A 14,220-nucleotide genomic window follows, 5' to 3' on the forward strand; every position below is an offset into this window, starting at 1 on the left:
TGCTTTGTTGGTCTCGCTGTCGAGGGCGCCCACTCTACCAGAAGCATCTGGGAGCTTGGTTCGCGGCCCTCTGTCCTCGCTCGTTCCGGCTGTTTCCCGGCCCGTGTCGCGCTGACAGGAAGAAAGTTACACGGCGACAAACCGGGGATCAAATCGGGGGTCCCCTTCGTGTCGAGGGCAGCACGCAGCCGCAGGGAAAGCCTTGCAGCACAACGGGTCCGCCGCAACACCACCGGCGCGGGGACGTCAGGGCACCGCACAGCCCCCAGACCCCGCCGCGAGGGCTCAGGGCGATCGTTTGCGCTGATCAACGCGCGTTCGGCGGTACCGCGGCGGCCGTGACGCCAGTCGGTCACCACCGCGCGGGCGATGTTTGTGATCGCGGTCACTTTCCGCCCAAAGTCGGTGCCACCGACCGCTACGTGTTGATCACGGTGCGCACACGCACCAGGTCATGCCCGTGGCACTGCCGAGGAGGACGAATGCAGCGAGGACGGATCCAGCGAGGACGAACCCGACCCGCCGCCCGCCGGGTCGCGGCCCTGGTCGCCACCACCGCGGCCCTCACCGCCGGGGTGGTCGCGGGCGCGGCCCCCGCCTCGGCGGCGCCCACCGCCGTCATCACGCTCACCTACGACTCGTCCCGCTCCGCGGAGTTCGCGGGCGCGGTGGCGGAGGGCGTGGCGAACTGGAACGCCTCGGTCAGCAGCGTCCGGCTGGTCCCGGTGACCTCCGGCCAGCGGGCCACCATCACGATCGTGGCCGACGACGGCTGGCCCCGCGCCACCCTCGGCCCGGTCGGCCCCTCCGGCAGCGCGACGGTGTGGTTCGGCCGCGAGGCGGTGGCCCAGGGCTACGACCTGAGCCGGATCATCACCCACGAGCTCGGGCACAACCTGGGCCTGGACGACAACCGCACCGGCCGGTGCGCGGACCTGATGTCCGGCAGCTCGGCACCGGTCGACTGCGCCAACGACCTGCCCAGCGCCGAGGAGGCCGCCGAGGTGCAGGCCAACTACGCCGCGCGCCGCGCCGCGCCCACCGAGGCGCGGGTGCTCGTCGACGCGGGCTGACCCGCGCGCGGCCCCGGCGGCCACCGCTCCCCGTGGGGCGGTGGCCGCCCCCGCGTTGCCGGGCCGGTGTGATGACTGGGAAGGACCGGACCTTGCCCGTGTCCGGTTTGCGGTGCGATGGTGTTCCGCGGTCGGGGTGTCGTCCTACCACCCGCGACCTGCTCCGATTCCCCCCTGCGCGGCCTCGGCCGCAGAATCGAGAGAGACCACCATGTTCAAGCGCGCCCTCAGCGCCGCCGTGCTGTCCCTGGCCGCCCTCGCGGCCATCGCCCCCGCCGCCGCGGCGGCCCCGACCCCGCCCTCGGGCGACCCGGTCTTCACCCCGCAGATCATCGGCGGCGGCACCGCGTCCAACGCCCCCTGGGCGGCGCGGCTGTTCGCCAACGGCCAGCAGTCCTGCTCGGCGACCATCATCGCCCCGCGCTACGTGCTGACCGCCAAGCACTGCGTCGCCTCGGGGACGATCAGCTTCCGCATCGGCAGCCTGGACCAGACCTCGGGCGGCACGCTGGCGAACGCGACCACCATCTACCGGCACTCGGCCTCCGACCTGGCCATCGCCTACCTCGACCGCAGCGTGTCGGCGACCTACGCGCCGCTGGGCACCTCCTCGGACGTGCGGGTGGGCCAGCAGGTGCAGGTCTACGGCTGGGGCGCGACGTGCACCAACCAGCCGGAGATCAACTGCCAGTCGCGCTACCTCAAGGTCGCGACCGTCAGCGTCCGCTCGGTCAGCGCCCGCGACGCCTACAACGGCGTGGCGGTGCAGGCCACCCGGGTCAACGGCATCACCGCGGGCGGTGACTCGGGCGGTCCGATGTTCGGCAACGGCCGCCAGGTGGGCGTGGCCTCGACCAGCGACCGCTCGACGGTCACCAACTACACCAACGTGACCGTCTACCGGTCGTGGATCCAGTCGATCGCGGGGGTCTGACCCCCTGACCCGATCGTGACCCGCGGGGGTCCGGGCCGTGCGGCCCGGGCCCCCGCGCTCGTCCAGGGCGGGTGGGCTCAGCGGCGGGTGGGCTCAGCAGCGGTTGAACATCGCGTTGAGGGCCGCGACCTCGTCCTGGTCGGCGGTGAGCCGGTACTTGACCTTCACGCTGACCCAGGCCGTCGCGTACTCGCAGGAGAAGGCGTCGACCGGGCGCCACTCGGCGGGGTCCTGGTCGCTCTTCTGGGTGTTGGAGCGGCTGGAGACGGCGACCAGGTTGTCCAGGTCGTTGTAGTAGGCGGCGCGCTGCTCGGCGGTCCAGCCGCGCGCGCCGGAGCGGTTGGCCTCCGCGACCGGGACGATGTGGTCGATCTGCAGGTCGGCGGGGTCGGTGGCCCGCACCCCGTCGTACTCGCTGGTCCAGGTCCCGCCGGTGACCTTGCAGCTGCGGCCGGTGGTGACGCCCTGGCCGTCGCGCTGGAGGACCTTCTCCCGGGTGCTGCACCCGCTGCCGTCCTCCTGCCAGTCACCCCACTCGTCGCGGTCGTAGTGCGCGCCGGTGTCCTCCGGGCGGGGCGCGCCGAGCTGGGCCATCAGCGCGGCGCGGTCGGCCGGGGGCGGCGCGGCGGCGGGGGTGGGGGCGGCGGCGCTGCCGGTGGGGAGCTTGCAGCCCGCCACCACGAGCAGGCCGAGCACCGGCGCGGCGAGTCGATGCACCTTCATGTGGATCAACGTGCCCAGAGCTGCAACACGCAAAACGGGGCTCCCCCACCGGGAGGGAGCCCCGTTGCGCCGGGTGGGTCAACCCACCCGCCCGTCAGTGCGCGATGGCCTTCTCGGCGCCCGCGCCGGTGAGCGCGCGGACCTCCATCTCGGCCTGCTTGGCGTCGTCGCGCTCCTTGGACAGCACGGTGCCGAGCCAGCCGAGCAGGAAGCCGAGCGGGATGGACACCAGGCCGGGGTTCTCCAGCGGGAACCAGTGGAAGTCCACCCCCTTGATCATCGGCTTGGGGCCGCCGGAGACCGCCGGGGAGAACACGATGAGCACGATGGCCGAGGCCAGGCCGCCGTAGATGCTCCACAGCGCGCCGCTGGTGTTGAACCGCTTCCAGAACAGCGAGTACAGGATCGTCGGCAGGTTCGCCGAGGCCGCGACGGCGAAGGCCAGCGCCACCAGGAAGGCGACGTTCTGGCCGTTGGCCAGGATGCCGCCGCCGATGGCGACCGCGCCGATGACCACCGCGGTGATCCGGGCGACGCGCACCTCCTGGGCGGGGTTGGTGCGGCCCTTGCGCAGGACGTTGGCGTAGACGTCGTGGGCGAAGGAGGCCGACGCGGTGATGGTCAGGCCGGCGACCACGGCGAGGATCGTGGCGAAGGCGATGGCAGCGATCAGCCCGAGCAGCACCGGGCCGCCGAGCGCCTGGGCCAGCAGCGGGGCGGCGCTGTTGACCCCGCCGGGGGCCGCGGCGATCGCCTCGGGGCCGACCAGGGCGCCCGCGCCGTAGCCGAGCACCAGGGTGAGCAGGTAGAACAGGCCGATCAGCGCGATGGCCCAGACCACCGAGCGGCGGGCCTCCTTGGCGGTGGGCACGGTGTAGAAGCGCATGAGCACGTGCGGCAGGCCCGCGGTGCCGAGCACGAGCGCGATGCCCAGGGACAGGAAGTCGAGCTTGCTGGTCTCGGTCTTGCCGTACTGCGCGCCCGGCGACAGCAGCGCCTCGCCCAGCTTCGCCGACCGGTCGACCGCGCCCTGCAGCAGCGCCGAGGGGTTGAAGCCGTACTTGCCCAGCACCCACACGGTCATCACGATGCCGCCGGTGATGAGCAGCGCGGCCTTGATGATCTGCACCCAGGTGGTGCCCTTCATGCCGCCGACCAGCACGTAGACGATCATGATGACGCCGACGACGGCGATGACCAGCGCCTGCGCGCCGGCGCCGGTGACGCCGAGCAGCAGGGCGACCAGGCCGCCCGCGCCCGCCATCTGGGCCAGCAGGTAGAAGAAGGACACGATCAGCGTCGAGGTCGCCGCGGCGGCGCGCACCGGGCGCTGGCGCATGCGGAAGGCCAGCACGTCGCCCATGGTGAACTTGCCGGTGTTGCGCAGCAGTTCGGCGACCAGCAGCAGGGCCACCAGCCAGGCGACGAGGAAGCCGATGGAGTAGAGGAAGCCGTCGTAGCCGTTGACCGCGATGGCGCCCGCGATGCCGAGGAAGGACGCCGCGGACAGGTAGTCGCCGGAGATGGCCACGCCGTTCTGCGGGCCGGTGAAGGCGCGGCCCGCGGCGTAGTAGTCCGACGCCGACTTGGTGTTGCGGCTGGCCCGGAACACCACGACGAGGGTGACGACGACGAACGCGGCGAAGATGCCGATGTTGAGGCCGGGGTTGGTGTCCACGCCCGGTGCCTGGGCCAGGGCCATCACGCGTCCTCCCCGATCGAGGCGCGCAGGTTGGCCGCGAGCGGGTCGAGCTTGCGGTCGGCGTAGCGCACGTACAGGGCGGTGATCACGAAGGTGGAGACGAACTGGAGCAGGCCCAGCACCAGCCCGACGTTGATGTTGCCGACGAGCTTGGTGGCCATGAACCCGTGGGCGTAGTCGGCGAGCAGCACGTAGACCAGGTACCAGACGAGGAACAGGCCGGTCATCGGGAACACGAAGCGGCGCAACCGCCTGCGCAGCTCGACGAACTCGGCGCTGGACTGGACCTCGGCCCAGTCCCGCTGCTCGGGCGGGCGCTCGGTGGTGCTCATGGGTGCCTCCTCGCACGGGGTGTTCCAGGTCACGCTAGGGAGGGACCCGCGCGGGGGTGAACCGTCAGCGGCCCAACCGTCGCGTCACGCGACGAACGGCTGACGAACGGCGCGCCGACCACGACGAGTGGCCCAGGTCACGCCGGGGCGCGGGCGGGCGGTCCGCGCGCTGCGGCTCGGGCAGGTGCAGCCGCAGCAGCGCCGCGGCGGCCCACGACGGGGGCCTGCCCAGCAGGGACACGCCCACCATGGTGGCGAAGGCCAGCGGCACCGCCCAGGGCGCGGGCTGGGCGACGAGGATCGCCGTCCAGCCGCGCACCGGCACGCCGAGCAGCGCGACGGCGATGCCGCTGGAGCTGCCGAGCAGCCCGACGAGCACCCCGGCGACGGCGCCGGGGGCGGTGAGCCGCGACCACCAGGCGCCGAGCACCAGCAGCGGGCAGAAGGTGGCGGCGGCGACGGTGAAGCCCCAGGTCACCAGGACCCCGGCGTCGAGGCGGGCCGAGGGCAGGGCGAGCAGCACGACGACCGCGGCGGCGGCCACGACGGTGAACCGCAGCCTGCCGACCCCGCCGCCGGGCAGCAGGTCGTGCGAGATCGCCCCGGCCACCACCAGCAGCAGGCCCAGCGAGGTGGCCAGGAACGCGGCGAAGGCGCCCGCGGTGAGCAGCCCGGTGAACACCGCGCCGGTGCCGCCCGCGTCGACCTGGGCGGGCAGCGCGACCACGGCGGTGTCGGTGGCGCCGGTGAGGAACAGCTGCGGGACGAGCACCCGGCCGAGCAGCCCGTAGACGCCGGGGAACAGGTAGAACACCCCGAGCAGGCCGACGGTGATGGCGGCGGTGCGGCGGGCGGCGCGGCCGTCGGGGCTGGTGTGCAGGCGCATGAGCACGTGCGGCAGGCCCATGGTGCCGAGCATGGTGGCCAGCAGCACCGACCAGGTGGACAGCAGCGGGTGGCCGCCGTCGCCGACGTCGAGCAGCGGGCGCTGCCAGTCCGGGCCGCCGGGGGCGGTGCCGCCGCGCACGCCGGGCACGTCGGCGCCCGCGGGGAAGGTGATGGTGCGGCCCGCGGGCACGCGCAGCTCGCCGGGCGGGTGGGTGCGGCCGTCGACGGTCAGCGGCTCGGCCAGCTCCAGGGTGACGTCGAGGCCGAAGGAGACGGTGGTGTCGGCGGGGAAGCGGGTGAACTCCACCGGGTGCACCGCCGCGTGCCGCACGCCGGGGCCGACCGTGCTCAGCAGCCACACCGCGGGGACGATGAACAGCAGCAGCTTGAGCGCGAACTGGAAGGCCTGCACGTAGGTGGCCGCGCGCATGCCGCCGAGCGCGAGGGTGGCGCTGACGACCACCGCCGCGATCACCACGCCCACCCAGTACGGGTAGCCGCCGACCGCGCTGAGCACCAGCCCCGCGGTGCGGAACTGCGGCACCAGGTAGAGCCCGGCGACGACCAGCACGACGACGGCGCTGAGCACCCGCAGCGGCCGGGAGGCCAGCCGCGCCTCGGCGAAGTCGGGGACGGTGAGCGCGCCGGAGCGGCGCATCGGGGCGGCGACGAGCACCTGCATGGCGACGTACCCGGCGGTGAACCCCACCGGGTACCACAGCGCGCCGACGCCGTCCTTGACCACGAGCCCGGCCACGCCGAGGAACGACGCCGCCGACAGGTACTCCCCGGACACCGCGGCGGAGTTGAGCAGCGGCGAGACCCGGCGGGAGGCGACGAGGAAGTCCGAGGTGGTGCGCATGGCCGCCACGCCGCGCAGCCCCACCAGCAGGGTGGCCACGGCGACCGGCAGCACCGCCAGGACCGCGATCACGGCTCAGCGCTCCGCGCGCTCGGCCCGGCGCAGGTGCCACCAGGCGAGCCAGGCCAGGACCGGGAAGGGCACCACCACCAGCGCCGCCCAGGCCAGCGGCACGTCGAGCACCCGCACCGCGAGCAGCCCGGGGGCCACCCGCAGCAGCACCGGCAGGCCGAACACCAGGGCGACCAGGCCCGCGAGGGCGAGCGCGGCCGGGCGGCGCTGGGCGCGGTAGGCCCGCAGGGCCCGCTCGGCGTCGGCGGGGTCGAGGTCGGCGGGCCGCCAGGCGGCGTGCCTGCGGCGGCGGGCCCTGGCCAGCCGGGTCTGCGGGCTGGTGACGGCCACCCGGCGCTGCTGGGTCACGGCGCGCGCCGCTCCCCGCCGCGGGCGGCGGCGAGCAGCCGCTCGCGCAGGGTGCGCGCGCAGCGGCGGCTCACCGGGACGTCCCCGGCGTCGGTGTGGGCGAGCATCCCGCCGACCGAGTCGCTGCGCAGCTCGCGCACGGCCGCCAGGGACAGCAGGTAGCCGCGGTGCACCCGGGAGAAGCCGAAGTCCTCCCAGTACTCCTGCAAGCGGGAGATCGGCATCCGGACCAGGTGCGCGCCGGAGGCGGTGTGCAGGCGGACGTAGTCGCCCTGGGCCTCGGCGAAGCGGACCTCGCCGCGGCGGACGTAGCGGGTGCGCCCGCCCGCCTCCACCGGCAGCGCGGGCAGGGTGTCGGGCTCGGCGCGCGGGGCGGGCACGGCGCGGGCGGCGACCATCCGCCGGACCCTGGTCAGCGCCTCGGCCAGGCGCTCGGCGCGCACCGGCTTGAGCAGGTAGTCCACCGCGCCGATGCCGTAGGCGTCGACGGCGTGGCCGTCGAAGGCGGTGGCGAACACGATCACCGGCGGGTCGTTGAGCCTGGCCAGCAGCGAGGCCAGCTCCAGGCCGCTGAGGCCGGGCATGGCGATGTCGAGGAACACCGCGTCCGGCGGGTCGGCCTGGATCTCCCGCAGCGCGCTGACGGTGTCCGGCGCCGCGCGCACGTCGTCGACCCCGGGCGCGGCGCGCAGCAGCCTGCACAGCGCGTCCAGCGCGGCCCGCACGTCGTCGACCACCAGCACCCGCAGCCCCATCAGACCACCACCCCCGGTGCGAACATCGGCAGGCGCAGCACGACCCGCGTGCCCGCGCCGGGCCCGGTCTCCACCACCAGCCCGTACCAGGCGCCGTAGACCTCGCGCAGCCGCCGGTCGACGTTGGCCAGCCCGACGCTGCCCGCGGGCCCGCGCCCGGCGAGCACCGCCTCGGCGCGCCCGGGGTCCATGCCCACGCCGTCGTCCTCGACGGTGATGAGGCAGTCGGTGCCCTCGGCCTCGCCGCGCACCTGCACCAGCCCGCCGGTGCCGCGGGGTTCGACGCCGTGGCGCACCGCGTTCTCCACCAGCGGTTGCAGCACCAGGTAGGGGATGGCCACGGCCAGCACCTCGGGGGCGACCCGCACCTGCACGCGCAGCCGGTCGCCGAGCACGGCCCGCTGGAGCGCCAGGTAGGTCTCGATGGCGTGGAACTCCTCGGACAGGGTGGTGTAGTCGCCGTGGCCCGCGAGGCTGTAGCGGGTGAAGTCCGCGAAGTCGAGCACCAGCTCGTGGGCCTGGTCGGGGTCGGAGTGCACGAGCGCGGCGATGACGGTGAGCGCGTTGTAGACGAAGTGCGGGGAGATCTCCGCGCGCAGGGCGCGCAGCTCGGCGGCGGCGGCCTGGGCGGCGGAGGCCTCCAGGCGGGCGCGCTCCAGCGCGGCGACGACCCAGTCCGCGACCTCGCGCACGGCGGCCCGGCGCACCCCGCCCGCCACGACGAGGGCACCGGCGAGCTCGTCGTGCACGTGCAGCGGGTGGGCGGTCAGCGGCGGGCGGCCCGCCGTGGCCTCGCGGTGCAGGGCGGCGGCGACCAGCTCGGCGGCCCGCTCGGGCGGGGTGCCCGCCCAGGTGGTGCGGCCGGACAGGTCCGCGAGGCCCACCGCGTCGGCGTCGAGCAGCCTGCGCGCGGCCCGGGCCGCGGACCGGGCGCCCGCGCCCGCCAACCCGTCGGCGAGGTCGTCGGCGATCCGGCGGGCGGCGCCGAGCACCACCGCGGGGTCCGTCCTGGCCCAGGGCAGCCGCGACCGCGGCGCGCGCTGCTCGGGGACGGTCACGGGCGGGCTCCTCGGGTCGTTTCGACGATGTTAAGACCCGTGTCGCTCGTTCAGGTGACTTTCTCGTCCCGGTTGTCGGGGACGCGCGGCGGCTCAGTCGCGGGCGGCGGCGCGGCGCAGCGGGGTGAGGGTGCCCGCCATGGCCAGCAGGCGCGCCTCGGCCCTGGTCCGCAGCTGGCGGCCGAAGGCGTGCGGCACCCTGGCGTGCGCGGCCAGCTCCCAGGCCGCCTGGAGCACGACCGCCTCGACCGTGCGCGGGTCGGTGGCGGGGTGGCGGACGAGCAGCGCGCGCAGGGTCGTCTCGGCGATGGCGCGCGCGGCACCGGGGTCCGCCCGGGGGGCGGGGACGTCGTCGACTGGGGGCATTGGACGATCTTCCCTTGCCTGGGGTTCACCTCGGTTGCCGTGCGGTAAACAGCGTCCCATGTCCTGAGTGGACCGCTCAACGGCGGCGGTGCGCCCCGGGGGTGCGACCGGTCCAGCGGGTGAAGGCGTGGATGAAGCTGGCCGGTTCGGCGTACCCCAACCGGGTGGCGATGTCCGCGACCGACAACGCGCCGTCGTCCAGCAGCTGCTCGGCCAGCGCCTGCCGCACCTCGTCGCGCAGCTCCCGGAACGAGGTGCCCGCCTCCGCCAGCCGCCGCCGCAGCGTCCGCTCCCCCACCAGCAGCCGCGCGGCCACCTCCGCCGCCCCGAGCCCCATGCCGCCCACCCCGGCCAGCTCCGCCCGCACCGCCCCGGTCACCCCGCGCCGCCGCCTGCGCGCCTGCACCAGGTCGCGGCACCGCCGCTCGCACTCGGCCACCGTCACCGGGTCGGCCTGCGGCAGCGGCCGGTCCAGCTCCGCGGCGGGGAACGCCGCCCGCGTCACCGCCGCCCCGAACCCCGGCTCGACCCCGAACACCTCCCGGTAGGGGCCCGCCTCGACCGGCTCCGGGAAGCCGAACACCAGCTCCGCCAGCGCGATGCCGCCGGGCACCAGCTCACCCAGCACGGTGTTGATGGCCGCCAAGTCGCGCTCGACCAGGAACCGCGCCACGTCGCCGGGCAGCGCGCCCGCGTCCAGCTCGAAGTGCAGGACGTCGCCGTGCAGCGACAGCCGAGGCACGCAGAAGATGAAGCTGAGGTCGAGGTAGCGCAGCGTCACGTCCACCGCGGCGGCCAGGGTGGGGCTGCTGAGCACCGCGTACCCGAGCATCCCGAAGGTGGTCACGTGGTAGCGGGTCCCCAGCTCGACCCCCGCGGCGGGCACCGCGCGCGCCAGCGCCCGCACCACGGCCAGCTCCACCTGGGCGGGCACCAACCCCTCGACGGGCACCGGGGGGATGGTGATCCCCAGCTCGGCGGCGTAGTCGGCGAGCAACCGCACCCCGGCCACCCCGCGCGGGTAGTCCCAGTGCCGCACCGCCGCCTCGGGGAACGCCTCCACCGCGCCAGTATGCCCGGCCGCCGCGCTCCCCCACCCTGGCGAGCACGTCGCACCGGGCGGGTGCGCGGCCCGCGCTCACTGCGGCGAAGCCCTGCCCCTGCTCGCCGCGGTGCTGCGCGCCCTGGGCAGGCACACCGAGGCGGCCGAGGTCGACGAGGTGGCCGCGGCGGTCACTGGCGGCGGGTGAGGCAGGCCGGAAATGTCAATCGGGAGGCCGCTCGTGCGCTGGCCACCACATCGCCGCGGGTCCTAGCGTCGGGGCATGGACGTCGTGGTGATCGGGGCCGGGTTCGGGGGGTTGACGGCGGCGGCCGCGCTGGTGCGGGCCGGGTTCGGCGTGCGGGTGCTGGAGCGGGCGGACCGCCTCGGCGGGGTCTGGCGGGACAACACCTACCCGGGGGCGGCCTGCGACGTGCCCTCCCAGCTGTACTCGTGGTCGTGGGCGCCGAACAGCGCCTGGCCGCGGCGGTACTCCGGGCAGGCCGACATCCTGGCCTACCTGGAGCGCACGGCCGCGGAGCACGGGTTGGACCGGCTGGTCCGCTTCGGCGCGGACGTCGTCGGGGCGGCCTTCCGCGACGGGCGCTGGCACGTGGAGCTGGCGGGCGGCGAGGTCGTCACCGCCGACGTGCTCGTGCCCGCCGTGGGCCAGCTGTCGCGGCCGTCGGTGCCCGACATCGCGGGCGTCGAGCGGTTCGCGGGGCCGGTGTTCCACTCCGCGGAGTGGGACCACGACGTCGACCTGCGCGGCAAGCGGGTCGCCGTGGTGGGCACCGGGGCCAGCGCGGTGCAGTTCGTGCCGCGCATCCAGCCCCTCGTCGCGCACCTCGACCTCTACCAGCGCACGCCGCCGTGGGTGGTGCCCAAGCCGGACCGGGCCTACACCGCCGCCCACCACTGGCTGTTCCGGCACCTGCCCCCGGTGCGCGCGGCCGGGCGGGCCGGGGTGTGGCTCGGCGGCGAGGCGCTGACGGCCGCCTTCACCTCCGCGCGCCCGCTGGCCAAGGCGGTCGAGGCGCTGGCGCGGGCCCACCTGCGGTGGCGCGTGCCCGACCCGGCGCTGCGCGCGGCGCTGACCCCGGACTACCCCGTCGGGTGCAAGCGCCTGCTGTTCTCCAACGACTACCTGCCCGCGCTGGCCAAGCCCGGCGTCGACGTGGTCACCGAGAAGATCACCGAGGTGACCGGGCGCGGGGTGGTCACCGGCGACGGCGTCGAGCGCCCCGCCGACGTGCTCATCTGGGGCACCGGCTTCCAGGCCACCGACTTCCTCGCGCCGCTGCGGATCACCGGCCCGGACGGCACCGACCTGCGCTCGCGGGCGTGGGCGGGTGGGGCGCGGGCGCACCTGGGGCTCACCGTGCCCGGGTTCCCCAACCTGTTCCTGGTCTACGGGCCCAACACCAACCTGGGCGGGAACTCCATCATCTTCATGCTGGAGCAGCAGGCCAGGTACCTGACGCGGGTGCTCACGGGCATGCGCGAGCGCGGCGCGGCCACCGCGGAGGTGCGCCGGGAGGTCGCGGACCGGTTCGACCGCGAGGTGCAGGGGCGGCTGCGGCACAGCGCCTGGGTCGCCTGCGACAGCTGGTACCGCGAGGACGACGGGCGGATCAGCACCAACTGGCCGGGCCTGGTCGCGGAGTACCGGCGGCGCACCCGCCACCCCGACCTCGACGAGTTCACCCTGGCCCCCCGCCCGGCCGCCACCCCCACCTGACGAGGAGGTCACCGTGGACTACGACGTGCTGGTCATCGGTTCCGGCTTCGGCGGCAGCGCCTCGGCGCTGCGGCTGACCGAGAAGGGCTACCGGGTCGGCGTGCTGGAGGCGGGCAGGCGCTTCGCCGACCACGAGTTCGCCGCGAACTCCTGGCACCTGCGCGACTACCTGTTCGCCCCGCGCCTGGGCTGCACCGGCATCTTCCGGATGACCCCGCTGCGCGACGTGCTCGTGCTCTCCGGCAGCGGCGTCGGCGGCGGGTCGCTGGGCTACGCCAACACCCTCTACGAGCCGCCCGAGGCGTTCTACCAGGACAAGCAGTGGGCGCACATCACCGACTGGCGGGCCGAACTGGCCCCGCACTACGACCAGGCCAAGCGGATGCTCGGGGTCACCACCAACCCCGCCACCACCGCCGCCGACCGGGTGCTGCGCGAGGTCGCCGACGACCTCGGCGTCGGCGGGACGTTCACCCGCACCCCGGTGGGCGTGCTGTTCGGCGGCAAGCCCGGCGAGGAGGTGCCCGACCCGTTCTTCGGCGGCGCGGGCCCGGCCCGGCGCACCTGCACCCACTGCGGCGAGTGCATGACCGGGTGCAGGCACAACGCCAAGAACACCTTGGTGAAGAACTACCTGTACCTGGCCGAGCGGGCGGGCGCCGAGGTGCACCCGCTCACCACCGCCACCGGCGTGCGCGAGGTCGAGGGCGGCTACGCCGTCGACACCCGGCGCACCGGCGGCCTGCGCACCCGCACCTTCACCGCCGAGCAGGTCATCTTCTCCGCCGCCGCGGTGGGCACCCAGAAGCTGCTGCACAAGCTGCGCGCCACCACCCTGCCCCGCCTCTCGCCGCGGGTGGGCTACCTCAGCCGCACCAATTCCGAGGCCATCCTCGCCGCCCGCGCCCGCACCTCCGAGGTGGACTACTCGCGCGGGGTCGCGATCACCTCCTCCATCCACCCCGACCCGGTGACCCACGTCGAACCCGTGCGCTACGGCAAGGGCAGCAACGCCCTGGCCCTGCTCGGCACCGTCCTGGTCGACGGCGGCCGGTTCCGGTGGGCGCGCGGGCTGCGCGAGGTCTGGCGCCACCGCCGCGACCTGGCCAGCCTGCACGACCCGCGGCACTGGTCGGAGCAGACCATCGTGCTGCTGGTGATGCAGTCGCTGGACAACTCGATCACCACGGCCCGCCGCTTCGGCCTGCTCACCAGCCGCCAGGGCGAGGGCGAGCCCAACCCCACCTGGATCCCCGCGGGCCACGACGTCGCCCGCCGGGTCGCGGAGAAGGTCGGCGGCATCGCGGGCGGCACCTGGGCCGACTGGGTCAACATGCCCGTCACCGGCCACTTCATCGGCGGCTGCGCCATCGGCCTGACCCCCGAGACCGGCGTCGTCGACCCCTACCAGCGCGTGCACGGCTACCCCGGCCTGCACGTCGTCGACGGCTCCACCGTCTCGGCGAACCTCGGGGTGAACCCGTCGCTGACCATCACCGCCCAGGCCGAGCGCGCGATGTCGCTGTGGCCCAACAAGGGCGACGCCGACCCCCGCCCCGAGCCGGGGGCCCCGTACCAGCGGCTCGCGGCGGTGGCGCCCCGCAACCCCGCGGTGCCGCCGACCGCACCGGGGGCGCTGCTCCCGCTGACCGTGAAGGAGCGCGCGTGACCTACCCGCCCGAGCCGTGGCACCTGCGGGGCGACCTGCACCTGTCGGTGTGGTTGGTGCGCAAGGCCGACTGGGTGCTGCCGCCAGGCACCTCGGCCGTGCGCGTCGGGCCCTGGCACCTGGTGGGCACGGCCTGGGTGGACTACCAGGAGGGCAGCGTGCTGACCTACCGGGAGGTGATGTCGACGCTGCTGGTGCGCGCGGGCTGGCGGGTGCTGCCGACCGTCACCCACATCTGGGTGGACAGCCCGGAGTCCCGTGATGGTGGGCGGGCGTTGTGGGGGATCCCGAAGGGGCTGGCGCGGTTCACCGTGGACGGTGAGCGGTGGGACGCGGTACAGGTGGACGGGGTGGCGGTGGGGAGCGCGCGGGTGCGGGTGGGACGGGGGCTGCCGTGGCGGGTGCCCGTGCGGTTCTCGGTGGCGCAGGAGTTGCGCGGGGCGTTGAAGGTGAGCCCGGTGCGGAGCCGGGCGCGGGTGCACGTGTCGCGTGTGGAGTGGGGTGCCGCGGCGGAGGGGCCGTTGGGGTTCCTGGCGGGGAGGCGGCCGGTGGTGAGCTTGTCGTTGCGGGGGTTCGAGATGTCGTTCGGGGGGTGAGTGGCGGCGCTGCGGCGGGGTCCCGCGATGCGGGGAAAGAAGCGGGATTTTGGGGGCGT

14 protein-coding genes are annotated in these 14,220 nt (G+C 74.9%); 5 read left to right on the forward strand and 9 right to left on the reverse strand.

Translation table 11 applies throughout. The annotated features are described in order from the left end of the window. Positions 1–482: 482 nt before the first annotated feature. Positions 483–1,073 carry a snapalysin family zinc-dependent metalloprotease gene (locus BJP25_RS17075; protein ID WP_075975952.1) on the forward strand — a complete coding sequence of 197 codons (591 nt, stop codon included), beginning with the start codon at positions 483–485 and terminating at the stop codon, positions 1,071–1,073. A 211-nt stretch (positions 1,074–1,284) separates the two neighbouring features. Beyond that, complete coding sequence (locus tag BJP25_RS17080) at positions 1,285–2,007, forward strand: S1 family peptidase (protein WP_075975953.1); 723 nt, start codon at positions 1,285–1,287, stop codon at positions 2,005–2,007. A gap of 93 nt (positions 2,008–2,100) precedes the next feature. Here the strand turns inward: BJP25_RS17080 and BJP25_RS17085 are convergent, their stop codons facing one another. From BJP25_RS17085 to BJP25_RS17125, 9 genes are all read right to left on the reverse strand, one after another. After that, positions 2,101–2,730, reverse strand: a complete 630-nt coding sequence (locus BJP25_RS17085) for an HNH endonuclease family protein (protein ID WP_075975954.1) — start codon at positions 2,728–2,730, stop codon at positions 2,101–2,103. Between the two features lie 94 nt (positions 2,731–2,824). Next, on the reverse strand, positions 2,825–4,432 hold the full coding sequence (locus tag BJP25_RS17090; RefSeq protein ID WP_075975955.1) for a solute symporter family protein: 1,608 nt from the start codon (positions 4,430–4,432) through the stop codon (positions 2,825–2,827). Then, a complete protein-coding gene (locus tag BJP25_RS17095) occupies positions 4,432–4,764 on the reverse strand; it encodes a DUF485 domain-containing protein (RefSeq protein ID WP_075975956.1) in 333 nt (110 codons plus the stop codon). Before BJP25_RS17095 ends, BJP25_RS17090 begins: the two co-directional genes overlap by 1 nt. A 64-nt stretch (positions 4,765–4,828) precedes the next feature. After that, entirely contained in the window at positions 4,829–6,586 is a 1,758-nt protein-coding gene (locus BJP25_RS17100) for a sodium/solute symporter (RefSeq protein WP_075975957.1), read from the reverse strand. Between the two features lie 3 nt (positions 6,587–6,589). Next, positions 6,590–6,934: a hypothetical protein gene (locus BJP25_RS17105; protein WP_075975958.1), complete on the reverse strand. Its 345-nt coding sequence runs from the start codon at positions 6,932–6,934 to the stop codon at positions 6,590–6,592. Then, entirely contained in the window at positions 6,931–7,689 is a 759-nt protein-coding gene (locus BJP25_RS17110; RefSeq protein WP_075975959.1) for a LytR/AlgR family response regulator transcription factor, read from the reverse strand. Before BJP25_RS17110 ends, BJP25_RS17105 begins: the two co-directional genes overlap by 4 nt. Then, a complete protein-coding gene (locus tag BJP25_RS17115; RefSeq protein ID WP_075975960.1) occupies positions 7,689–8,747 on the reverse strand; it encodes a sensor histidine kinase in 1,059 nt (352 codons plus the stop codon). Before BJP25_RS17115 ends, BJP25_RS17110 begins: the two co-directional genes overlap by 1 nt. A gap of 93 nt (positions 8,748–8,840) precedes the next feature. Next, positions 8,841–9,113 carry a hypothetical protein gene (locus BJP25_RS17120; RefSeq protein ID WP_075975961.1) on the reverse strand — a complete coding sequence of 91 codons (273 nt, stop codon included), beginning with the start codon at positions 9,111–9,113 and terminating at the stop codon, positions 8,841–8,843. A 76-nt stretch (positions 9,114–9,189) separates the two neighbouring features. Further along, a complete protein-coding gene (locus BJP25_RS17125) occupies positions 9,190–10,176 on the reverse strand; it encodes an AraC family transcriptional regulator (RefSeq protein ID WP_075975962.1) in 987 nt (328 codons plus the stop codon). A gap of 262 nt (positions 10,177–10,438) precedes the next feature. Between BJP25_RS17125 and BJP25_RS17130 the strand changes: the two genes are divergently transcribed. Genes BJP25_RS17130 through BJP25_RS17140 form a run of 3 tightly spaced genes read left to right on the forward strand, consistent with a single transcriptional unit; the run spans position 10,439 to position 14,161 of the window. Beyond that, the gene (locus BJP25_RS17130) at positions 10,439–11,896 is read left to right on the forward strand and encodes a flavin-containing monooxygenase (RefSeq protein ID WP_075975963.1); all 1,458 of its coding nucleotides are present in this window, start codon (positions 10,439–10,441) and stop codon (positions 11,894–11,896) included. A gap of 13 nt (positions 11,897–11,909) precedes the next feature. Continuing rightward, positions 11,910–13,565, forward strand: a complete 1,656-nt coding sequence (locus BJP25_RS17135; protein WP_075975964.1) for an FAD-dependent oxidoreductase — start codon at positions 11,910–11,912, stop codon at positions 13,563–13,565. Next, complete coding sequence (locus BJP25_RS17140; RefSeq protein ID WP_075975965.1) at positions 13,562–14,161, forward strand: acetoacetate decarboxylase family protein; 600 nt, start codon at positions 13,562–13,564, stop codon at positions 14,159–14,161. The genes BJP25_RS17135 and BJP25_RS17140 overlap by 4 nt, the downstream gene beginning before the upstream one ends. Positions 14,162–14,220: the final 59 nt, after the last annotated feature.

It is taken from the genome of Actinokineospora bangkokensis (assembly GCF_001940455.1).
Taxonomy (GTDB): domain Bacteria; phylum Actinomycetota; class Actinomycetes; order Mycobacteriales; family Pseudonocardiaceae; genus Actinokineospora; species Actinokineospora bangkokensis.